This window comes from Microcoleus sp., assembly GCF_041354475.1.
Taxonomy (GTDB): Bacteria; Cyanobacteriota; Cyanobacteriia; order Cyanobacteriales; family Microcoleaceae; genus Microcoleus.
The window spans coordinates 11,665-36,831 of record NZ_JBGJZU010000063.1; the positions used below are offsets into that span (position 1 = coordinate 11,665).

Genomic DNA, 25,167 nt, shown 5'->3' on the forward strand with positions numbered 1-25,167 from the left:
TGGACCCAGCAAAAAAGTTGACAACTTAAATTTTTGGTTGGCTCTATATCATCACAAAACAAAACTATTCAGAAATGCTAGGCAATTTAATATGAGCGGTTGTCTCTTCATGGTATACACTGGAAAGATAAAATTCTCCACCGGATATATCTATGATTTTTTTGACTATTTTTAATCCTAGTCCTAAACCTTGTTGCTCATAGGTACGGCGTTCAAATTGCATAAACGCTCCGATTTTGGAAATCTGTTCCTCTGTCATTCCCCTGCCGCGATCGGATATGGATAGATGAAATGCTCCCTTAATTAATTGACTACTTACCTTCACCGGTGTTAAAGGCGTAGAAAATTTCAAAGCATTTTCTAACAATTCGTCCACCATCCACTTCAAGTTTTCCTCCGACACCGGGACATCTATATCTTCTAGTTCGCAAATCAAGTCATTTTGGCGATCGACTTTTTGGGCCTGTTCCCTCGCACAATTTTCTATGACTGATTTAGTAGAAGTGACTTCATTATTAGTCGGAATTTTATCCATAGGCATTTGGCTAGTCATCAGTTCTAGCTTGATATAAATCAAAAACTTTTTGGTCAGCCTATCTAATCTCAGAGCCGACTGTTGAGCTAATAGTAAAAGTTCATGAATTTCTTCCTCACTCATGTCTTCACGATCGTCGATCAACAATCCAATCACTCCGAAAATACCGTTTAATGGTGTGTTCAATTCGTGAGGTAAACTGGAAGCTAAGTTACCGCTTAATTCATTCAGATTTTTTTGTAATAGGTCGATCGTATTTTCTTGGACTTTGGAAAGACTGGTGATTTTGTCATATTGTTGCTTGAGTCGCAACATGGAATGAACCCTAGCACGGAGTTCCAGCCCACTGACGGGCTTGCTGATAAAATCATCGGCACCAGCCTTGATACATCGAGCCAGGTCTTCTTTGGCGCTCAAAGCTGTCACCATGATGATGGGAACACCTTCCCATAGGGGCTGGGCTTTAATCCGCTGACAGACTTCCATACCATCCAAGTCTGGCATCATCACATCCATCAAGATCACATCGGGCTGGAATACATCCAGGGAGTTGAGGGCGACTTGACCATTGGAAGCATAGTGCAAATCATATCCCCGATCGCTCAACAGCGCTTCAATCACATCAAAATTATCGGGCTCGTCGTCAACTACTAGAATAGAGGGCTGATTCATTTGTGCTGCTCCTTTTCTGGGGAATATTACTGAATTGTCGCTGCTAATTAGGTTAACCTAATTAGGGCTTGCTGAATAAGGATCGATTTTTCCGTTGAGTTATCTAAATCTTCAAGCTACGATTAACCAGCTAATTTAAAAATATTTTCATCTTGATTATTCAAAAATTTTATCTCAATTTCTTGAGCTGATAAGGGCTTGGAAAATAAATATCCTTGACCCAATTCACAGCCAAGTTCCTGCAACCATTTAAGTTGTTGTCCTGTTTCTATACCTTCAGCCACAACGGCTAATCCCAGTTGATTGCTCAAAGCAATAATCGTACTCACCACCTGATAATTACGGTTGCCTTCCTGCATCTGATTCACAAAAGAGCGGTCGATTTTTAAATTATCCGCAGGCAAGCGATGGAGATAATTGAGCGATGAATATCCAGTGCCAAAGTCATCTATGCTAATCTGAATTTTGCGGGCTTTTAATTGGGTCAATAAATCTATGGTTTTTGTGATATTTTCAATCAGCATACTCTCGGTAATTTCCAGAGTAATATAACTGCCATCTAAACCTGTTGCAGCAATGGTGCGGTCGATTTCCTGAATCAACAGAGGTTTACGCAGGTCTTGAGCCGAAAGATTAATACTGACCTTCAATGGAAATCGACTAGGAAACTGATTTTGCCAGCGAGCTAATTGTTTACAAGCAGTTTGCAATACCCAACTATCTAGGGGTACAATCAACCCAGTTTCTTCGGCAATAGGAACAAAGTCTAGGGGAGAAATGAAACCACGAGTGGGATGTTGCCAACGTACCAAAGCCTCAAATCCCACCAGCCGATCGCCTATGATGTCAACAATTGGCTGATAGTACACAACAAATTCTTCTCGTTCGATCGCCCTACGGAGATCGTTTTCCAGAGTTAGCCTGTTGACAGCTTGAGTGTGCATGGTGGTATCAAAAATTTTGTAAGAATTTCTGCCTTGAGCCTTAGCCCGATACATGGCAATATCCGCATCTCGAATCAAATCCGAGGCTTGATAGTAATTTTTTTGCCCGAAAACAATGCCGATACTAGCACTGATAAACATTTCGTAGCCATTAATCGTGAGGGGGTTTTGAAATTCTTTCTGAATCCGCTCAGTGATTTGAATAACTTCTTCAATACCCGCCACATCTTCCAGCAAAATTACAAATTCATCACCACCAAGTCGAGCGATTAAATCAGCCTCCCGCAGATAATTTTTGAGGTTTTGAGCAATATTCGTGAGCAAGAGGTCTCCAGCTAAGTGTCCTAAGCTGTCATTGATTACTTTAAAGCGATCGAGGTCGAGAAACAAGACAGCATAAAAATAGTCTTTCAATCGCATAGCTCGATTAATCGCTAATTCGAGCCGCTCCACCAACAGAGTCCGATTTGGCAAATCTGTCAAGGGATCGTGTAAGGCATTGTGTATAATCAGTTCTGCCTTTGCCTTAAGTTCCGTGGTTCGTTCTGCAACCTGTTGTTCCAATTCCGTATTGCGATGCTTGAGGAAATAGAGTTTTTCAGCTTCTAAGATTGCTTGGCGTCTCAAAGAAGCTTGCAAGTCATCGTAGTGTTGTTTAATTCGCAGCATGGAGTTGACTCTGGCGCGCAGTTCCAGACCACTGACGGGCTTGCTAATAAAATCATCAGCACCAGCCTTGAGACATCGGGCCAAGTCTTCTTTGGCACTTAAGGCTGTGACTATGATGATCGGAACCGACTCCCATTGTGGCAAAGCTTTAATCCGCTGACAGACTTCAATACCATCCAAATCTGGCATCATCACATCCATCAAGATCACATCGGGTCGGAATACGTCTAGGGAGTCGATCGCAAATTGACCGCTAGAAGCATAGTACAAATCATATTCCCGATCGCTCAAGAGTGCTTGAATCACATCAAAATTATCGGGTTCATCGTCAACTACTAAAACAGATGGCTGATTCATTTCTTACTGTCCTGTGCTTCTAACAATAGTTGAATTGTGCTGGCCAATTGCTTGAGTTTAACCGGCTTAGTGAGATAATCACTAGCCCCAGCTTCTAGACATCGTTCGCGATCGCCCGTCATGGCCAATGCCGTCAAGGCGATAATCGGAATATGCGCAAATTGGCGATCGCTGCGGATCTGCCTCATTGCCTCAAGACCGTCCATTTCCGGCATTTGGACATCCATTAAAATTAAATCAGGAACTTGGGCCCTAGTGGCGGCGATCGCCTCTAAACCATTGTTCGCCAAAACAATCCGATATCCTTTCGCCTCCAAGTAACTAGAAAGCGTACTTATATTAGCTTCATTATCTTCGACCAACAGGATTAGCGGAGACAGTTGTGTAACAGTCTCCCTGGGCATAGGTTCCGGGGGTGAAGCACTCAGATGCTCAGGTACAGGAAGGGGTAAATCCCCACAGGGCAAATTGAAACTAAAACAACTACCAACACCTAATTCACTCTGGACAGCCACATTTCCTCCGTGCATTTCCACTATCTGTTTCACCAGAGAAAGACCCAAACCAGTCCCCGTGTATTGACGGTTTAAAGCACTGTCAATTTGCACAAAAGGATGAAACAGTTTTTTGAGATTTTCGGGTTTAATACCGATACCAGTATCAATCACCGCAAACCGAATTAAACTGGGTATGTTTCGAGCGGCCGCCAATGTTGCCGAGGGTGTGGGTGGTTCTAATCTCACATCCAAGCTAACGCTACCTTTTTCAGGAGTAAACTTAATCGCATTATTGAGCAAATTGATCAAAACTTGTCGAATCCGCCGTTCATCCACCATCAAAATTGGCAGATTAGGTGCAATCTGCAACTGAATCTGAATGCGTCTTTGCAAAGCTTGTTGTTTCACAAACGGCAAACTAGATTGGCACAACTGACTGACACTGACAGGCGTGCAGTTTAGTTCAATTTGTCCTGCTTCAATTTTGGCCAAATCGAGGATATCGTTAATTAATTCCAGTAAATGAGTGCCACTGTTTTCAACTGTTTGCAAAGCCCGCAATTGTTGCTCGTTAATCTTCCCAAAAACCTGTTCTTGCAAGGCCTCTGTCATCCCCAAAATTGCATTCAGGGGAGTACGGAGTTCGTGGCTCATATTGGCCAAAAATTCATCTTTGAGCCTGGTAGCGCGGGCTAATTCCTGATTAGTTTCCTGCAACTGGGCATAAAGCTCAGATTGATGAATAGCAGCCAGTTCATCAGATTTTCGCAAAATAATTTCCACGATCGCACTTCGGACTTCCATCGCCGCCTCAATCTCCCATGGTTTCCAAGGAAGCGACTTAAGGCGAACAGTTTGTTGCCAAAGCTCAAAGGATTTCCGAGGAAACAGCGTCAGACTCCCATCTGCTTCCACCTGATTCGGTTTATAGGGATTCCCAGCCCAATTAACCAATTGTAAGATCTCAGGTCGAAACCACAATAGGTAATTCTTCTGAACTTTAGTAATGCAAAGAGCGATTAAACCACTACCCACATCCTTAAACTCCGTCGCCTGGGGATATAACGAAGCTAAAGAATCGGTAACAAAAATATCTCCATCGAAGCGATCGCCCAACCAATCGATCAAATCCTGCAACTCGGCTACTGGGGGTGTATCACCCACAGTCACAAGTTGACTTTCGGCACAAATTGCCGCGCCCCTAGCACCTACAAGTGCCAATAAATTGTCTTGGTTTCTTGCCAATTCTTCCGTAATCTCCCCAGCCTGGGCAAGACTTTTAATCAATTGCGACTGTACCGACTTTACTGACATTTTGTAATCCATATCTTCCTGAGCTTCTTTAGATGCCAATTCCAGAGACATTACCTGAGCAATAAACTCGCAGATAGTTCTAATTTCATAGGGAATAAATCGGGCAGTTTGATGGTGACAGGCAATTAAACCCCAGAGTTTTCCATCCTCAATTAGTGAAATCGACATGGAAGCTACCACACCCATATTTTGGAGATATTCAATATGGATGGGAGAAACACTCCGTAATACACTAAGGCTTAAGTCAAGGGGCTGATAGTCTGTAGTTTTCCCTGACTGGGCGATCGCCCCTGCATCCAGCTTCAAAATACCCACAGGCTGATAATTGATGTCGGGGATTATTCGCAATAGATTAATCGTATAGAGACGTTTAGCCTGCCGAGGAATATCAGATTGAGGGTAATGTAACCCCAGATAGGATTCCATCTCATCGAGTTTTTCTTCGGCAATCACTTCGCCGGCATCATTAGCATCAAACTTATAAACAATCACCCGGTCAAACTCAATCAGTTTTCTCACTTCTTTGGTGATGGTCTGACACATTTCTGTGAGGTTGGCAGCCTTTTGCATCTGACTGAGAATGCCTTTAGTTACTTGGAACAATCCGTTAAAACTAGACCGATCTGTACTATCTCCCGGCTCTAGCTCTAGGAGAATTAAATTGTCTCCTATCCCATGAATTATGCCGTTAAATAAGGTTGCATTTTGTTGTTTTTTGAGGAACAGTTTTATAGGAACTGCTGTTTTTAAATCTCGGTCAATGCCATATTTAATTTTTTCTAAATCTGCTTGACTTAACAAGGTTTCCCAAGATTTTCCTAAGAGGTCATAGGGACTTATTCCCAGCAGCAATTCTGTATTAGCACTCACCTGCTCGATCGTAAAATCGGGTCGAGAAAATACTATAAGAATCCCGTGGGGTTGAATAGCATTAGGAATTTCGATGGGTTCGCGATCGCAATTAGTCAAGTCAAGTGTGCCTTCGATGTGATTTCGTGAGTTATAATTTTTTTTCATTGATTAAGCTCTTTAGTTGCTAATAATTCATGAATGGCATTTGCTAGTTGCTTCAATTTTACTGGCTTAGTGAGATAGTTATTCGCGCCAGCTTCTAGACATCGTTCTCCATCACCAGTCATCGCCAATGCAGTCAAGGCAATAATCAGAATATTGGCAAATTGGCGATCGCTACGAATTTGCTGAATCGCCTCAAAGCCATCCATTCCGGGCATTTGGATATCCATCAAAATCAAGTCGGGAAGAGATGATTTAGTGACGGCGATCGCCTCTGCACCATTTTTCGCCACCACAATCCGATACCCTTTAGCCATCAGATAGCCAGAAATGGTACTGATATTTGCTTCATTATCTTCTGCCAAGAGGATTAGTCGGGATGTTTCAGACTCTTTGTGGCCATCCATCGGTGCTGATGGTGCGACAATCGGAGATTGAGAAATCAGCATCGGCAAATTGCCAGCCGGTAAGTCGAAACTAAAACAACTACCCACGCCCACCTCACTCGTCACCGAAACCGTTCCCCCATGCTTTTCCACCATCCGCTTCACCAGAGACAAACCCAAACCAGTACCCATGTACTGACGATTCAGAGCACTATCAATTTGCACAAAAGGCTGAAACAACTTCTGAATATTTTCCGCTGTGATACCGATCCCAGTATCACTCACTGCAAACCGAATTGAACTGGATCTAGTGGGAGAATTTGGGAGTGTTGGGACCATTTCGGTTTGTGCGATTGTCACCTCCAAAGTCACGCTGCCACCTTCAGGAGTAAATTTAATCGCATTATTGAGCAAATTAATCAAAACTTGTCGGATGCGACGTTCATCGACTAATAATTCGGGGAGGCGATCGGGAATTTTTACCTGAAGTTGAATTCGTTTTTGTAAAGCTTGCTGCTTCACCAAAGTTAAACTGGACTGACACAAACTATCAATGGCTGTCAGACTACAATTTAGTTCGATTTGTCCCGATTCTATTTTGGCAAGGTCGAGGATATCATTGATTAATGATAAAAGATGAGTGCCACTATGTTCAATAGTTTGCAAAGCCCGTATTTGTCCCTCGTTAATCGAGCCAAATATGTGTTCCTGCAAAGCCTCAGTCATTCCCAAAATCGCATTCAGGGGCGTGCGTAATTCGTGGCTCATATTCGCCAAAAATTCATCCTTGAGACGAGTAGCGCGAGCTAGTTCTTGGTTAGAAATAGCCAGTTTTTGATTGGTTTCAGTAAGTCTGGCTTCTGCTTGCTTGCGATCGCTAATATCATAATTAATCCCAATCATCCGTTGGGGTTCTGCTTGGGAGTTGCGCTGAATCAGGGCGTAGGCTTTGATAAATTTCACCGTACCATCGGGCCACACCACGCGAAATTCCGTATCAAAATCTCTGATTCCAGCCCGTGATTCCTCGCTCACAGTCCGCGTCGCCAGGATATCATCGGGATGTATGCCCGCTTCCCAGGCTTGATAAGCACCGCCAAAATCCGAGGCTGTGACGCCATAGAGTTCGTACATTCGATCGTCCCAGATCAGGCGATCGTTGACAATATCCCAATCCCAAATCCCAATTTGACCCGACTTCAGCGCCAATTCCAACCTGTCTGACAAACTAGACAACTGCTCTTGGGCACGCTTGCGATCGCTAATATCAGTGCGGATAGCCAAGTATTGAAAAGGCTTACCGTCCGCATCCAGGTAAGGCACAATCGTAGTATCAATCCAGTAGAAACTACCATCCTTTGCCCGGTTGAGAATCTCGCCCCGCCAGATTTCCCCATTCCGTAGAGTTCGCCACATTTCCTCAAAAAATTCAGGAGAATGATGGCCAGCATTCAACAGCCGATAGGTATTCCCGATCAACTCCCCTCGACTATATTGAAGAATCTCGCAGAATCGATCGTTAACATAGGTAATTTTGCCCTCAGCATCAGTAATCGCCACAATTGCTGACTCATCCAAGGCATATTTAAAGTCGGATAATTCCTTGAGAGTATCTTTCAGTCTAGCTTCGGCTTGTTTGCGTTCCGTAATATTCCGAAAAATTCCCCGCATCGCCATGGGTTTGCCATTTTCCAACCGACAATTGACATTTCCTTCAACTACAATTGTCCTACGATCTTTCGTCAAAAACTTAAGTTCAATACTGGTGCAAGGTACGCCATCAAATAGCTGTTCCATCATGACTTGGCAGTTAACCAAACTGTCTGGATGGATGATTTCAAACAAAAACAACTCCTGTAGATCGGCATCGGTATAGCCCAGAGTTTCTTTCCAGGCAGAATTCACAAACAAAATTTGCCCAAGGGGGGAAACGCTTTGAATCAAATCCGTAGCATTGTCAAATAAATCATACAATTGAGCTTCCCGTTCTTGGAGTTCCGCAGTGCGCTGTGCTACCCTCGCTTCTAGAGATTGGTTCAGTTGCACTAGGTCTGCTTCTGCCTGCTTGCGCTCGGTAATATTCATACTCGTACCCACAATCCGATAAATGCGATCGCCATTATCTCGAATTGGAGTCAACGTCGTAATCCACCAAGTAATTTTCCCCTTAAAAGTCAGACGTTCTTCATAGCAAATAGGAAATCCCGCCTGAACGCAATCGGCATAGCGTTCTCGGATTTCTGGCAAGGGCTTTTTGCCTCGCACATCAGCAGTTAATGTCTGAGTTAAACGCTCGCAGGCAGGGTTGAATTCGAGAAAATAAAATTCTCCATCCGGCAAAACATCCACAGTAAAAACTGCCTGTTCTATGCCTTCATAAATGCTGCGTAAAAACTGCTCTTTCTCCCGCAAAGATTCTTCAGCCAGTTTGAGTTCGGTCAAATCGCGGGCGTTGACTGTCACGCCAGAAATCGTGCCGTCTGCCGATAAATAGGGCCCGTAGCTGACACTGATAAAGCGAGGTTCGGTGCCATTAAACTCATAAACCCAGGCTTCATATTGTTGACTTTCTCCCCCAAGACATCGATCGAGATAGGGCTTCATAATCGTTTGGAACATGGTTTCTCCGTGCAAATCAGCCACCGAATGTCCGACTATTTGTTCCCAAGACTTGCCACTACGCTCTAAATAAGTCCGGTTAACCAGGCGATAAATATAATTACGATCGACTAAAGCAATGCGATCGGGTGTCGCAGAAACAATCCCCTCATACTGTCGCAAAAACGTCTCATTAGCTTTGCGATCGCTAATATCCTCTGCTACCCCAGAAATCTGCACCACCGTTCCCGAATCATCCTTAATCGTAAAGCCCCGATCGCGAATCCAGCGCACAGAACCATCAGGCCGCACAATCCGGTAGTCCACCTCATAATGGTCTGTGGATAATAATTGCATAAACTCCCTGCTGACATATTCGCGATCGTCAGGGTGGAGAGCTTCTAGCCACCCCAGAAAGTTTTGATAAAGCGGTTCAGCAGCACGCCCCCAGATTTTTTCATAACCCGAACTAATATAAATTGCTCTCCCAAGTTGCGGATCTGCTAACCAAAATACATCCTCAATAGTTTCAGTAATCAAACGGTAATTTTCTTGACTCTTGCGTAACAGCAATTCCGTCTGTCGTCTTTCTGCTAGTTCTTCTTGAAGCTGAGTGTGTAGTTCTGCTTGCTGAATGGCGATCGCTAATTGCACAGCTATCTCCTCCAACAAACTCAGATCGTTAGGATACCAAGCACGATAGCTTTCGCAGTGATGCCCGATTAACAATCCCCACAACTTTTCCGACACCAAAATAGGTACTACAAGATTAGATTTTACCTGATATTGCTCTAACAACTGCACATGACATGGTGTATAACCAGCCGTATAAATATTATCAACAAAAATGGTTTTTCCACTTTGATAAATAATTTCAGCCCTTTCTTGAAAACAAGAATCATTTATGCGATCGTTAATAGAAGTGCGCCAAATAGCCTCCACCGACTCTGCCACCACCACACCAGTCCAATCCGGTTCAAACCGATAGATTAACAGTCGATCGCACTGCAAAAACTCTCGTACCGCCTTCACCGCAGTATCCAAAATCTCCGGCAAATCTAAAGAAGATCGAATCTGCGAAGCGATCGTGACCATCAGTTTTTCCCGCCTCACCGTTGTGGCGAGTGCGGCAGTTCGCTCCTCTACTTGGCGCTCTAATTCGACGGTGCGATTCTCCAACAATGCTATTTTGTCCGCCTCCAATTTCGATACCTTATTATCTAAAACCTCAGCTAATTTATAAAGTTCCAAGGGATTCAAAACTTGCAAAATACTTGTCTGAGTGACAATACCCAAAAGTTCACCAAACACCCCTGTCACCGCCAATCTACGGACTAACCGCTGTTCCATAATCTGCTGCACATCCCACAGAGAATCATTAGGTTTCACCGTAAAAATCGGCGTACTCATCACCGAGTGGGCTTGACAAGTTTCCAGGTTTAAATTTAAGGCTTGAAATTGGACGAGATCGCGCTCAGTGACAATGCCAATCGGGATTTGCTGTTGTGGGCGATCGCCTCCTGTGTGTTGTGCTTCCACAATCATGACGGAACTAACTCGATTTTGGGCCATCAATTGAGCGATAGTGAGCATAGAAACATCCGCGCTAGCACAAATTATTTCCGTCGCCATCACTTCAGAAACCAGCCGTATTCGCAACAAGTCAATGGGGCGCGACGCTTTCCGCAAACTCTCGTGAGTCACAAGTCCCACCAATTGATTTTCGTCGTCTAGAATCGGCAAATGGCGAATATGATGTTGCTGAACCAGATTTACCGCCACAAACAAATCTGTGAACACAGATTCGCGCATAGTCACCACCTCAGATGCCATCACTGTGGTAATATTCATACGTTCTAAACAGCAATTTTTCGCAGTGAGTCGAACAATATCCCGTTCTGTGACAATTCCCAACAACTGCCGACCTTCCACAACCAAAACGCAACTCGATCGCACTTCCATAGACAATTCATGTCCTTGGATATCCGCGCTTTGGGAAGCCGAACAAAGGGTACGAACCCCGCTCATTTGGGCGATCGCCTCCATCACCGTCGTATCGGGTGAAACTGTCAGTGGATTGCGGATGATGGCAGATTTTAATTCAGTTTGTGTCAGGGCGGTGCTAGATGTCATATTGATTTTAGATTGGGTATTTTAGATTTGAACTTTGATATTTTTTCAATTTTAAATTGGGTAAATTTTTGGGAACATCCCGACTTTGCATAGGCGAAGCATGACCGCTGTAAATCTCTGGTTATCACTAATAAATTGTCTGCGGTCATGCTTCGCCCCTACGAATATATTTGCCAAACACAGTCTTCCTAAATTTCCCCCCTTCCTAAATTTCCCCCCTTCCTAAATTTCCCCCCTTCCTAAATTTCCCCCCTTGGGGGGGGTAGGGGGGGGTAGGGAAGGGTGAGCTCTTCCTAAATTTCCCCCCTTCCTAAATTTCCCCCCTTGGGGGGGGGTAGGGGGGGGTAGGGAAGGGAAGGGTGAACTCTTCCTAAATTTCCCCCCTTGGGGAGGGTGAACTCTTCCTAAATTTCCCCCCTTGGGGGGGGTAGGGGGGGGTTCTTCTTCCTTCCTCCTTCTTCCTTCTTCCTTCTTCCTTCCTCCTTCTTCCTTCCTCCTTCCTCCTTAATTAACTACTTTCGAGGGGCGATGATGCTAATAAATCCTGAATAGTGCTAACTAATTGCTTTAATTTTACAGGCTTAGTCAGATAGTGATTCGCCCCAGCTTCTAGACATCGTTCCCCATCCCCCGCCATCGCCAATGTAGTCAAGGCGATCGTCGGAATATTCGCAAATTGGCGATCGCTGCGGATTTGCCCAATCGCATCCACAGCATTCATTCCCGACATCTGAATATCGATCATAATTAAGTCAGGAATCGATGATTTAGTGAGAGCGATCGCCTCGGCAACATTTTTCGCCACCAACATCTGATATCCCTTAGCTTTTAAATAGCCAGAAATTGTATTAACATTCGCTGGATTATCATCCACCAACAATAGCAAAGGCGAAGTTGTTACTGCAACCTTTTTCCTCAAACTATCTTCCAAATTAGGCCTTTTTGAATCCACCGGCTCAGAAACCTGCATCGTCAAATTGCCTGCGGGTAAATCGAAACTAAAACAACTACCCACACCAACCTCACTCGTCACCGAAACTTTTCCCCCGTGCATAGATACCATCCGTTTCACCAGAGACAAGCCCAAACCAGTACCCATATACTGACGATTTAATGCACTATCGATTTGCACAAAAGGCTGAAACAACTTCTGAATATTTTCCGCTGTGATACCGATACCAGTATCCCTCACCCCAAACCGAATAGAACTTGCTGTAGTTGGAGAATTTGCCTTTGTTGGTAATATTTCGCTTGGTTGGATTGTCACCTCCAAAATCACACTGCCACCTTCAGGAGTAAACTTAATCGCATTATTGAGCAAATTAATTAAAACTTGTCGAATCCGACGTTCATCCAGCACTATTTCTGGGAGGTTCGCGGGAATTTTTACCTGAAGTTGAATCCTTTTTTGTAAAGCTTGCTGTTTCACCAAAGTCAAACTAGACTGACACAAACTCTCCACGGCTGTGGGACTACAATTTAATTCTACCTGTCCCGATTCTATTTTGGCAAGATCGAGAATATCATTGATTAAAGACAACAGATGATTCCCACTATGCTCAACCGTTTGCAAAGCTCGTATTTGTCTCTCGTTAATCGCACCAAAAATCTCATCCTGCAAAGCCTCTGTCATCCCCAAAATAGCGTTTAGGGGAGTTCGCAATTCATGGCTCATGTTCGCCAGAAATTCATCCTTGAGACGAGTAGCGCGGGCAAGTTCTTGGTTAGAAATAGCCAACTCTTGATTAATTTCAGTAAGTTTTGTTTCTGCTTGTTGCCGTTCCTGTAACTCCGTTTGCAACTGGTCAAAAAGATTTGCCTGCTGAATGCCGATCGCCAATTGGTTGGCAATTTGCTTAACTAAATTAATCTCCGACTCTCTCCAATAGCGGGGTCTAGAACATTGATGGATGCACAACAATCCCCACAAATTCGATCCATCTAATAATGGCACTGCCAGATACGCCCGCACCTGAAATTGTGCCAAAATATTGATGTGACATTCTGTCAGTCCAGAATCATAGATGTCACTGACTTTCTGAATTCTACCCTGGTGATAGTAAACAGCGTACTGTTCGCCGAAGCAATGATCGTGAATTTTAGTCGCCATCACAGAATCAAATCCTGCTACCACAGATTCAGCCACAAACTCACCCTCATTAGAGTTAGAATTGTAAGCAAATTGAAAAATGCCCACTCGATCGGCATCAATTAAATGACGAATATCCTCCGTAGCCCTGGCAAAAATAGTTTGTAAATCCAGGGAGTCACGGATACGTTGGGTGATTTCCCTCAGCAAAGATTCCGTTTCCACTTGTCTGTGAATCACCAAATCTTTGGCTTTTCTTTCCTTTAGCTCTACTTGCAATTGTTGATACAAATTAGATTGTTGAATAGCGATGGATAATTGGTTAGAAAGTTGTTTCATCAAATCAATTTCCCAGTTTTGCCAGTCACGAGACACCTCGCACTGATGAGCGATTAATAATCCCCAAAGTTCCTGTTTATCCACAATGGGTAATACCAGTTTTGCCCTGACTTTGATTTCCCTTAAAAAATCTACCAAACAAGGCAAAACAGACCCGGTTTCCCGATCGCTCAAAGCAAAAATTCTGCCATCTAAGTATCGCTGATAGTTCTCCGGGGGGAAAATTTCTTCGGGGAAATTTATATTCAGAAGTTTCACACAATGCGGTGCAACGGATTCCGCAATCGCAGCCCCCGTACCACTGGGATAGACACGATAGATCAACACTCTGTCTACCTTCAGAATCTGGCGCACTTCTGCCACTGCTGTATTCAGAATCTCTTTGAGATTCAGAGAAGCCCGTATCCGCTGAGTGATGAAGGTGAGGATACGTTCCTGTTCTGCTTGTTGTTGCAAGCGAATTTCGGCTAATTTGCGATGGGTAATATCCTGAAAACTACCAAATAATCCGACTATTTCGCCTTTGATGTTTCGCAGAGGAATCTTATTAATTTCCAGCCAAATTGTCGAACCGTCAGCCTGAAGCATTTTCTTGATCATTCCCAGTTTAGCTATACCTGATGCCATGACTTCTGCATCATCAGTGCGGCAAAAAACTGCTTCCCTTAGTCCCCAGTCAAAATCCTCATCAGTCTTGCCTAAAATTTCCTCTGGAGATGCTAAACTGCCCACCTGGGCAAAATATAGATTGCAACCTAAAAAAACAAATTCTCGATTCTTCCAAAATACTCCCAGGGGAAAAGTATTGATCACTGTTTGCAAAAATTGCTTGGATTCGCGCAAAGCTTCTTCGGCTAAGAAGCGATCGGTAATATCCTGTCCCAAACCAATGCTAGAACCGTTAGATAAACGAATTTGAGACCAGCTAGTAATCAACTTTCGGCCGTCGCGCACTTGAGTTTCAAAATCTTGCCAACTAGAATCAGCCCGAATCATGTGAGCGAGTACCTTGCGATAATCATCAAAATTCGGATAGCAGGATGCTAGAACATCAAGTTCGTTGTATTCTTCCTGGTTCCAACCAAGTACCCGCTCCATTTCCGGGTTAATCATCACAGTTTCCCCAGTGACTGAAAACAAACCAATCATTAAGGGAATGCGATCGAAAATAGTTTGAAGTGTTTCCTTCTGTTGGCGCAACTGTTCCTCAGCTAATTTGCGATCGCTAATATCCATCACAATGCCAAACAATCGGACAAGCTGACCCTCAGCATTGTAAACCGTTTGTCCCTTAGCAAAAATCCAACCTAGGGAGCCATCAGCTCGGATAATTTGCTGGTCTAGTTCGTAGTGTTTACCACCTAGTTGCATAACTCCTTTGATGGTTTTACGATGATAGGTCCAGTCCGAGGGATGGAAATGCTGTCTGAGTTGCTCAAAACTCAGTTCCTGACGATCGAGCTCCAATCCCAAAATCTCGAAAATCTCAGGAGAACCAGTAATCTTAGACTCGGCTAAATCAATTTCCCAATGGCCAAGACGAGCAATGTGTTGAGCTTCCTGTAGGCGAGATTCACTGCGGTGTACCTCTAGCGTCCGTTGTTGTACCCTTTGTTCTAATTCTTGATTGAGTTGGGACAGTGCTTCTTCCGCCCGTTTGCGATCGCTAATATCAGTAATTGTGCCGATATAACCCACAATCTGCCCGTCTTCGTCCCTTTCTGCCGATGCTTGCCCAAACACCCAACTGAAAGTCCCATCCGATCGCCCAAAGCGGTACTCTAACTTAAAAGGGCGATGTTCTTGGGCGGATTGATACCACTCGGCGCTAATCCTGTCCCGATCCTCTGGATACAAGCCTTGAATCCAACCCGTACCCAATGCTTCATCGGGTGTAAGTCCAGCAATTTCACACCAGCGATCGTTGACAAACAAGCAATTACCGCTAGTATCCGTGCGGAAAATCCCCACGGGAGCAGATTGAGCCAAAGTCGCAAAACGTTTTTCGCTTTCTCGCAAATGGGCCTCCACCCGTCGTCTTTCTGCCAACTCGCTTTGTACCTGTTGGTAAGCCGTTCCCTGTTGAATGGCAATTTCTAGTTGTGTAGCCAACTGTTGCACGAGAGTAATTTCTGTTGTTTGCCAGTGGCGGGGGGCCCGGCTTTCGGAGACGCAAAGCAAGCCCCAGAGGGTTTCTGCTTGGAAAATGGGTACTAAAATTTTGGCTCTAATTTCCAAATCTTCTAATAGTTGACGGTGGCAATCGGTGATTGGGACAGTGTAGATATCGTCTACTACTCGAATCATTCCGCTGCGCCATTTTCCCCGCCAATCAACACAATTGTCCTGAACATATTTGCTTTGATTTGCTGTTTGCTTATGTGCGACGGATTCTACTAGGACAATCACGCTGGCATCTGCTTGAAACTGCCAGATGTCAGCCCGATCGCAATTTAAGAGCGATCGCACTTCTGTGACTGTGGTATTGAGGATTTCTGGTAAATCTAGGGAAGCTCGAATCTGGGAAGCGATGGTAGCGATCAGTTGTTTTTGCTCTGATTCTGCCTTCAGGGTAGCGGTGCGCTCCGATACTTGCTGTTCTAGTTCAATATTCCGATTTTCCAGCAGTGCTACTTTTTCTGCTTCTAGTCGTAACACCTTTTTTTCTAAAATTTCTGCTAATTTAAATACTTCTATCGGGTTGAGCGCCTGCAAAATACTCGTCTGAGTTACAATTCCCAACAATTCACCTTCTTTGCCAGTAACCGCCAATCTGCGGACTAACCGTTGTTCCATCATCTGCTGCACAGTCCACAGAGAATCCTCTGAACTCACCGCAAAAATCGGGGTGCTCATCACAGATTTTGCCAGACAGATTTCTAAGTTTAGGTTTAAAGCCTGAAATTGTACGATGTCGCGCTCAGTCACAATCCCGATGGGAATTTGCTGTTTTTGGCGATCGCTTCCTATCTGTTCTTCGACAATCATCACCGAACTGACTCGATTTTGGGCCATCAATTGGGCGATGTTCATCATTGAAACATCAGGATTGGCGCAAATCACTTCAGAGGTCATCACTTCTATTACCAGGCGCAATCGTAACAAATCTACGGGGCGCGATGTTTGTCGCAAACTCTCGTGGGTCAAAATTCCCACCAGTCGATTTTGGTCATCGACCACTGGTAAGTGGCGGATCTGATATTGCTGAAGCAGATTCAGCGCAAAAAACAAATCCGTGAAGGCAGATGCGCGGATAGTGACCACCTGAGATGTCATTGCCTCACGGATCGGAATGCTATCTAAGGAACGTTTTTGGGTACTGAGGCGCACAATATCTCGTTCTGTGAGAATTCCCAGCAACTGATGATCTTGGACAATTAAGACGCAGCTCGATCGCGCCTCTAAATGGAGCTGGTCAAGTTGGCTATCTGCGGTTTTGGAGGTTGAGCAAATGGTACGGACGCCACTCATCTGGGCGATCGCTTCCATCACTGTGGTATCGGGTGCAACCATCAGGGGATTGCGGACGATCGCGGATGTTAGTTCGACTGGCGTCAGGGCTGTGGCAGGTGTCAGCATTTTTGAAGGAAACTGTGCTTTAACCAATTATTACAGCATTGACAGTCTCTGGTCTAAAGATACGGAGATTCTTAAGACTTTTTTGCCTTAATATCCCTAGGTTTAAGATTTATTTTTCCGCTAGGCGATCTAGTTTTTCTTTCAGCAACAAATCCACAAAAGAACGTATCAAAAACAAACTACCGAATCCTGACACCACAAAAGCGGCGATCGCCTCCCTGGCATATCCACCCTTGAGCAACACTGTCCCCGCTACCAGCACAAAACCTGTCACACACGCATAGATCAGAGTTTTCAAGGCTAAATAAATGCGTTTCAGGGCGCGCTCGTTTTCTATATTTCGCACTTTAATTTGCAATTCTCCATCCAGAATCCGCTGCTCTAAACGTTTGAACAAAACTTCTGATTTGCTCGGCTGCTGCAATTTATATCTGATCAAATCTCGCGCTTGTCTCGCCAGTTCTCCCACCGTATTACCTCTACCTTTACTAATCGCAATACTCTTGACAAAAGGCTGAGCAGATGCTAGAAAATTGTAGTTGGGGTCGAGGGTTCTGGCAATGCCATCGAGGGTAGTCACTGACTTGAGAATAAACATCATTTGTGCAGGCATACGAAACGGTTGCTGCTCGAACATGATGTACAATTCGTTTTTAATCTCGTTAAAGGCTTGAAAGTCGATCGGCTTATCAATAAACTTATCCAACAGAAAAGTAATCAGTCGGCGCACCGGCATCAGATCCGGCATCGGCTCCACTAAGCCGATGGTCATTAAAGTATCGAGTACCTCGTCAGTATCCTTTCTCATCACAGCAAAAAAAGTCTTGACCATCTGGTTTTTTTCCAAAGACTTAACCTCTGCCATCATCCCAAAATCATAAAAAATTAAACTACCATCTTCTGTGACGGCTAAATTTCCGGGATGGGGGTCTGCTTGAAAAAAACCGTCAATCAACAACTGTTTCAAGTAACAGCAAATTCCCAGTTGATTGAGCTTGACAATATCTACTCCTATCGCCTCTAAGCTAAGGCGGTCATCCACTTTAATACCAGGGGCGTATTGTACAGTCAGCACTTTTTTGGTAGTGTATTGCCAATAGACTTTTGGCACAATAATCCGAGGATATCCTTGAAAATTCTTGCCAAAGCGATCGGCATTTTTGCCTTCTTGTATATAGTCAATTTCTTGATATAAAATCTTAAAAAACTCATGATAAATAGATTCCAGGTCGTACTTGCGAATCCCAGGAAAATACTTATTGCATAAATTCATCACTTGACGAACGGCTTTCACATCCAAGTCAAATAATTTTTCCAATCCGGGGCGCTGCACTTTGACAACTACATCTTCTCCGGTGTGCAGTCTAGCTCTATGCACCTGTCCGAGACTGGCGGCGGCAATGGGACAAGGGTCAAAATCGCGATACAAAGCATAAATATCTTTGCCCAACTCTGATTCTATCAGGGCGATCGCCTCTTCGGAACTAAACTCCGGCACCCGGTCTTGTAATTGTTCGAGTTCCTTGACGTACTCCAAGGGGAGCAAATCAGCCCTAGTGGAAAGAGACTGTCCGATTTTGATAAAAGTCGGACCCAAATGCAACAAAGTATTGACCAACCAATGGGCGCGAATTCTTCTAGTATGGGCAGATTTGTTTTGCAGCAGTCCATCCCACCACAGACAAAATATAAACTTGGCCGCTGCTGCAAAAACATCTATTTGTCGTGCTAACGGTGAATATTGAGAACGTTGCCAACGTAGGGTTTTAGGTGCAGCTTTGATGAGCATAATAAGGGAGATTCCATCGCTGTTGACTGTTAGCTGTTCACTGTTGAGCAGTCAACCGTCAACAACGATGCCCGCTCGCTGTTAAGAGCTCAGCTTCGCCGTTGGTTAGTCGAAGGGTCAACTGTCAACTGTCAACAAATAGGCTTAGGGAAGTTGAGGTATGTTTTGGGTCAGGAGTATCTACCCCCTGGAAATTGGGGTAAATTCAGAGTAAAAGATGTACGCCACAACGGATCGTTTTCCAAAATCTCTGACGGACTACTAGAGACCTCAATAGTACCATTCAAGTGCTGTACTAAACACTTTACCAGAGCTAGACCCAAACCCGTACCAGGGATAGCTTGCTGAGTAATACCTGTCCCACGGCGGAATTTTTCAAAGATGTGGGGTAAATCAGCAGCAGAAATCCCAAGGCCCAAATTTGATATTTTGATGACAATACTGCCACTTGCTTGAGATATCTCCAAAGTCACCTCAGTTCCACGAGCCGAGTATTTGCCGGCATTGGTCAACAGTTCCAACAAGATGCGATGGAGACTATCATTGTCTGTTTCCAAGCGAGGTAATGGTTTCGAGAAATCCTGAGCCAAAGTTAATCCTTTATCGGCCCACTTTTGCTCAAAATCTTCAGCCAAATCTTGAATTAGACTCTTGAGAGAGACCGAAACTAGAAACATGGGGAATTGTTGAGGATCAAGCTGTTTGAGTGCTAGCAAATCGCTAACCAAGTCTGTTTCTTTAGAACACTGCTGCTCTAGAATATCCAGATATTTAATCCGACTCTGCAAGGACTGGTCTGCTTGTTTTAGCATCATAATTGCTAGCTTCATGATCGTCAAAGGAGTGCGTAACTCGTGACTGACTACGCTCAGGAACTCGTCTTGGATCAGCCTTAACTTGCGTATTTGCTCTAATTGATTGGCAGATTGTTCGTGCAGTTTTTCCTGGACATCTAGACTGTTTGCCAATTGAGTGCTTCTATATTCTAGCTGAGTTTGCAGTTCTTGGAGTTTTTCAAACTCAAGTATCGCCCTGGTGACTTGAGAGGCGATGGATTCCAAAACCTCTAATTCTGCAATTTGCCAAGTGCGAGGTTGGGAATTTTGCAATAGCAAGAAACCCCAGACAGTTTCCTGTGTCCGGCCGCCAATCAAGGGAACCAGCACCAAGGCGCGAGTGTCCTGAAGTTTCAAGATTTCTACTGAGTTTTGCGGTTCCTGGTTGATTATTTCCCCTGCATCAGCCAAGGCGAAGGATTGGGGGGCGCTATTGAATGCTGACTGGCACAAACTAGATTCCGATATCCTAAAATCCCTAATATTTTTCGATAGTGAGTTGCTGATTTTGGCTTGATTATTGGTGGTTTTATATTGATTTTTGGTGGGAGGTTTTGATTTTTTTGGGGATGTTTCTGTTTGGGCGATCGGTGGCTTTTCTACTTTTTTTCGCTCGTATTCACAAACTAACGCAATTGTTGTTGGGCTAGGTTGATTGAGAGAGCTTATTTGTGAAAATGGTGCTGTATATTTTAAGGACAGGATTTGAACTCTATCTACTTCTAGGCTTTGGCTGGTACTTGCTATCACCTGTTGCAAAGTTAGATCTATTTCTGCATTTTTTGCGATTTCTTTGGTAACGTTATTCAATAGCTTTTTGTATTTAGCTTGTTGCTCTAATTTTTGGTTTAAATGGGCAATTTCTTGATTTTTTTGAATGTGGGAGATGGCGGTGGCGATCGCATCTGATGCTAACTCTAGACACTGCCGCGAAGCCGCAGACCACTCCTGGGGTTGGGTAGTAGCCATGATAATTATCCCATTAACGGCGCCGCGAAATCGCGTTGGCGATGCTAAAATCCCTCGGAAAGGAAGGGATGGGACTAAGGAATGGGACCTGTTGGGCGATCGATCGTCTTGAAGGTCGGAAATCCCTAGTATTTCACCATGTGTCAGTATATTTACTAGCAGATGCTCTGGGAGTGAAATTAATAGCGAGTTTAAGATTTCTGTTTCAGGAATTTCGGATCTTTGGGTTACAACTGCTGCATCGGAAATCACTGTGGAATTGATTCGATCGCCGAAAATGCCCCAGCCTGCGTTCGGAATGGCGATGCGATTGTCACTCACAGCAGCAACTAAACAGTAGTCTGCTTGACAAGCTGCTCCTAAAGTATTAGCTATCTCCAGCAGTAGCGTTTCTTCATGAAAGCTTGTCGCGATAATTTGGCAAATTTGTCGCCCGATTTGAGCAGGATCGACCTGGTACTGCATTATTCGATCCAGAAATTTTTGGACTGAGACTGGTTCTGTGATTTGCTGTAAGTGCAACGTACAAGACTCTGAGGGCGATCGGTCGATCGGGTCACAGTCTTGACTTGTCTGATAATTTGTCATGGCAGCCAAGCCTTTATTTTAAGATGTTTGAGCCTGCGATCGCTGCAAAGATAGAAGCTATCCGGTATTATTATTCAGCTTTTGTCGTGACTGCTTGGTGACACCCCTCTCCAAAACCTGTGATGTTGCCTATTTTAGTCTGTGATTCTAGCAAATTTATTTTGTGATCCAAGTCTATCCACTGAGTGATTTCGATCGCACAAATTAATTATATCTCATAAATAATTATGGCACTATCTAAAAACCAACAAATTTTTAGTCAAAAAATGTTGTTAAGCCCTACTAGGCTCGATATTAACTCTGCTCAAACCTGATTTAGTGAGGCTGTACACCTTACCTATTTTGTGATTCCTGTTGGGCTTTTTCGCTATTTTGGCGATAAAGTGCCACCCGGTTGGTAGCCGTTGTGTAACGGGGATGTTTCGATGGTACGGAGGCCATTAAATCCGAAGCTTGCTGCCACTTAGCGGCCACAACTAACCAATCCGGTCGTGATTGGGCGGTTTTGCCTTCGCTGGCTGCTTGTTCTGCCAACCGCACGGCTTGTGCAAAAGAGTCGGAGTTTCCAGTCTCCTGAGCAATTTTCTGTGGGGGAGTAGGCCTGGAGGGAATCGGAGTAACAGTAGCTTGGGTAGTAGTGGCTGTAGTGTTGAGCGATGGAGAATGGAAACCTTTGTAGATAGCGGCAACGGCGACGAGTAACAACACGCTCAGGGCGATACCACCAATGATGCCGCGCTGAAATTGTCGCGGTTCCTGCATCGACCATCGATGCTGTTTGGCCATTTTGGGCAAAGCCGGTTTCTGACCTTGGCGCTCGGTTTGGGCGATCGCGAAACGCTGCCAAAAATGGACTTTTCTCAGTTTAATCTCTTGACACCACAGGAGTTGATTTTCCGGGTCCCGGCGAATTTCTTCCAACCACAGCAGTTGATGTTCTCGGACAATCCGGCTGTTGATATTGACTCGGCGAATATTTCGGGGCGAAAGTTGCTCCAAAATTTCCCGGATGCGGGAGACCAAGCTAGACTGTTCTAGCAAATCCGCTGTGGCCGACTCGCACAGCAGTTGGAGCACCCCATCGGCAAACACGGCTCTAGTTCTAACGCCTATCTGTGCAAGTCGATCGTTGAGGATTTGAATAATCGCTGCCACAGACCCCTCGCGGGCTTGTCGGGCAATATCATCTACTGTATTCACCATAAAGATATGTTGACGCTTAGCAATCTGTTAATTTTTAACCAAACTTTCGGAGCTAAATTTTTATTCATACAGATTACCATTGACACTCCCAGGTTAAAATAGACATCTGACTTGACCAGCATGACTAAAGCATCTTTGAGGCTAACTGAAAATAAACTATGGGTAAAGTAATTAGCGGTCAAATTTTTGTGGTAGATGACAACATCGATACAGATCAAATTATCCCAGCCGAATACCTGACTTTGGTTCCCTCGAAGCCGGATGAGTACGATAAACTTGGCAGTTACGCCATGATTGGGTTGCCCGATCGCTATGGTAAGTTTATGGAACCGGGTGAAATGAAAACCCGCTATCAGATTATCATTGGTGGGGAAAATTTTGGCTGCGGTTCTTCGCGAGAACACGCTCCCATCGCTCTTGGGGCTGCTGGGGTGAAAGCTGTGGTAGCTTTGTCCTACGCCCGCATTTTCTTTCGCAATTGTTCGGCTACTGGTGAATTATATCCGATCGAATCAGCCGATCGACTCTGCGATTTGTTTGCTACTGGCCAAGAAGTGACCATCGACTTTACAGCAGAGAAAATTATCAACCACACTCTAGATTGCACCTATGACCTCAAACCTTTAGGAGAAGTAGGCCCAGTCATTGATGCCGGCGGACTCTTTGCTTACGCACGTCAGACGGGAATGATTGCTAGTCGCTAACTGTTAACTGTTAACTGTTGAGGGTTGACCTTCAGCCGACAGCTAACAGTCAACAATTAAGGTTTTAAGGCTATTGACCAAACAGTGGACAAGACTTGACAGCTAGTTCATAAACTGGACAAATAGCCAGCCTAAGTATCTTGAATACTACGTTTTGAGGGTGATGACACCTACGGGTGCTTTCCAGCTTGTAGCTCTGTCGTTAGAGATTAAACAGATGTATTTGGTTAAGTCAGTGTCTCTAACCCAACAAGCCATCAAAACATTGGCGAGGAAAACATAACCTGAGCAATCAGAGGACTTTCATGTCTAACTTTGTATTCGTTTTAGACACCAACAAACAACCACTTGAGCCAGTAGCACTCTTGACAAGCAAGACGATTGTTAAAACTAGCCCAAGCTGCTGTGTATCTCCGTTACCGATCGGGTTAAGTCAGCACCGTCTCACCCAAAAGAAAATGCTATTTTTGACGCTTGGGATGCTTGGAAACAAGCCAAGTCTGTCAAAGGAGAGCCGTGACAATTGTCCACCCATCAACTAAGAGTAACAGCAGGGTACATAAGAGCAAAATCAAATACATCCAAGGCTGAGACAAAGGGCGGACATCTGTAGTATCAATGCCTGTTTTTGCTTCAACTAAACGGACTAATTTGGCAAATCCCGCCACTCGCATGGGTAATAAATAACCCTCTCCCGAATGACTCAAAAAATAATAAACTAAACCACCTTGACCAGTCGATCGAGGTTTAAGAGCTTTGACCTCTGTCCAAGCTAAAGACCAACCTCTGCGAAATACTTTGGGAAACCAGTTGGGATAAGTTACTTGAATTTCCTCGTCATTCACAATTACCCTTTCGCTAAGTACGCCATACAAACCCACAGCCCCGACTACAATTCCCGCCCAAATAATATTAGCAGGCACCGGTGCTGCCGTTGCTGCGGACAAAAAAGGTAAGGGAATTGTTAAGGCTGCATACAAACTCAAAAGAGTGATTCTAATTAAAGGAGAAAGTCGGAATACCGCTGGTTCAAATAGGGGAGTAGAGGATAATGGCGATTCCATCGGTGGTACTGACATGGTTGAAGTAAGAACGGGTTTTATAGAAAGATTATCGGCGATCGAGCAAAGGTCTGCACAAAAAACTGCTCTTACCAATTTCAGATCGAGTAAAAGCAGATTTTGTACAAGGTTTATTTGTTAAATGGAAAATTTATTAACTTCCGATCCCTGAAAAGTCCCCAATCCGAGAACTACCTTAATCGACGGCTGTTAACGCCGGTACTGTTAAAGGCTCTAAGATTTCTTTAGATTTGGGGCGGGCTGTAGTTGAGGCGCGATCGATCTTACTTTCCGGTCTCGATCTGGTAGCATTGATAGGAGAATAGGGTCCTTCATTAATCTGCAAGCGATCGCAAGGGATCGTATCAGACAAAATTGCACTCGCCATCATCCCAGTGTGAATTTCCAACATTGCTGCTGTCATTGCTTCAAACACTAAGCGCTGACCGGGAAATACCACTCGTTCAAAATACCAGTTAGGAATGTTGGTGATGCGAGCAATTTGAATTTGATTGGTGGCGTTGACGTAGCAGCAGAGAATTTTGCTGTCGGCGTCTGAGGGTAGTGGGTCAAGAATTTGAGCCATAACTGGTAGAGAGCCTTGGATAAAAGTTTTCGTTATCTTTCAAAATTAACACTTTGCGATCCCGCATTGTTGTAATGCGGACTACCAATTCCCTAGCACCTTAAGAGACCATAGTGCCGATAGAGGCAGAAAAAACGCGATATTAAGTGCGATCGTGAATTTTTTGTCAACCTTAGCTTTGACACTCCCTGGCCTAAAGGCGCAGGGATTCTTGGATCAGCCAGTCGATTTGCTCGTTGATGCTACCACCAGCGAGTAGAGATCGGTCTGTCCCCGAGCGTGAATTTCGGTGTGCCCCACCGTAT

11 protein-coding genes are annotated in these 25,167 nt (G+C 44.4%); 1 reads left to right on the top strand and 10 read right to left on the bottom strand.

The features are described from left to right. Positions 1 to 64: 64 nt before the first annotated feature. The 8 genes from ACBR23_RS20935 to ACBR23_RS20970 all read right to left on the bottom strand — a co-directional run bounded on the left by ACBR23_RS20935 (position 65) and on the right by ACBR23_RS20970 (position 22,511). Entirely contained in the window at positions 65 to 1,207 is a 1,143-nt protein-coding gene (locus ACBR23_RS20935; RefSeq protein WP_371120111.1) for a response regulator, read from the bottom strand. 122 nt (positions 1,208 to 1,329) lie between these two features. Beyond that, positions 1,330 to 3,177, bottom strand: a complete 1,848-nt coding sequence (locus tag ACBR23_RS20940) for a putative bifunctional diguanylate cyclase/phosphodiesterase (protein ID WP_371116995.1) — start codon at positions 3,175 to 3,177, stop codon at positions 1,330 to 1,332. Then, entirely contained in the window at positions 3,174 to 6,005 is a 2,832-nt protein-coding gene (locus ACBR23_RS20945; protein ID WP_371120112.1) for a response regulator, read from the bottom strand. The genes ACBR23_RS20940 and ACBR23_RS20945 overlap by 4 nt, the downstream gene beginning before the upstream one ends. After that, the gene (locus ACBR23_RS20950) at positions 6,002 to 11,119 is read right to left on the bottom strand and encodes a PAS domain S-box protein (RefSeq protein WP_371120113.1); all 5,118 of its coding nucleotides are present in this window, start codon (positions 11,117 to 11,119) and stop codon (positions 6,002 to 6,004) included. Before ACBR23_RS20950 ends, ACBR23_RS20945 begins: the two co-directional genes overlap by 4 nt. Positions 11,120 to 11,627: 508 nt before the next feature. Further along, on the bottom strand, positions 11,628 to 17,126 hold the full coding sequence (locus tag ACBR23_RS20955) for a GAF domain-containing protein (RefSeq protein WP_371120114.1): 5,499 nt from the start codon (positions 17,124 to 17,126) through the stop codon (positions 11,628 to 11,630). Positions 17,127 to 17,235: 109 nt separating this feature from the next. Continuing rightward, entirely contained in the window at positions 17,236 to 18,915 is a 1,680-nt protein-coding gene (locus ACBR23_RS20960) for an ABC1 kinase family protein (RefSeq protein WP_371116999.1), read from the bottom strand. A 170-nt stretch (positions 18,916 to 19,085) separates the two neighbouring features. Then, a complete protein-coding gene (locus ACBR23_RS20965) occupies positions 19,086 to 21,308 on the bottom strand; it encodes an ATP-binding protein (protein ID WP_371120115.1) in 2,223 nt (740 codons plus the stop codon). Positions 21,309 to 21,641: 333 nt separating this feature from the next. Next, positions 21,642 to 22,511: a hypothetical protein gene (locus tag ACBR23_RS20970; RefSeq protein ID WP_371117001.1), complete on the bottom strand. Its 870-nt coding sequence runs from the start codon at positions 22,509 to 22,511 to the stop codon at positions 21,642 to 21,644. A gap of 158 nt (positions 22,512 to 22,669) precedes the next feature. Between ACBR23_RS20970 and ACBR23_RS20975 the strand changes: the two genes are divergently transcribed. Further along, complete coding sequence (locus tag ACBR23_RS20975; protein WP_371117002.1) at positions 22,670 to 23,215, top strand: 3-isopropylmalate dehydratase; 546 nt, start codon at positions 22,670 to 22,672, stop codon at positions 23,213 to 23,215. Between the two features lie 503 nt (positions 23,216 to 23,718). Here the strand turns inward: ACBR23_RS20975 and ACBR23_RS20980 are convergent. Continuing rightward, positions 23,719 to 24,279, bottom strand: coding sequence for a hypothetical protein (locus ACBR23_RS20980; protein WP_371120116.1), 561 nt, complete (start codon positions 24,277 to 24,279; stop codon positions 23,719 to 23,721). A 193-nt stretch (positions 24,280 to 24,472) separates the two neighbouring features. After that, positions 24,473 to 24,862: a DUF1830 domain-containing protein gene (locus ACBR23_RS20985; protein WP_341740315.1), complete on the bottom strand. Its 390-nt coding sequence runs from the start codon at positions 24,860 to 24,862 to the stop codon at positions 24,473 to 24,475. Between the last annotated feature and the right edge of the window lie 305 nt (positions 24,863 to 25,167).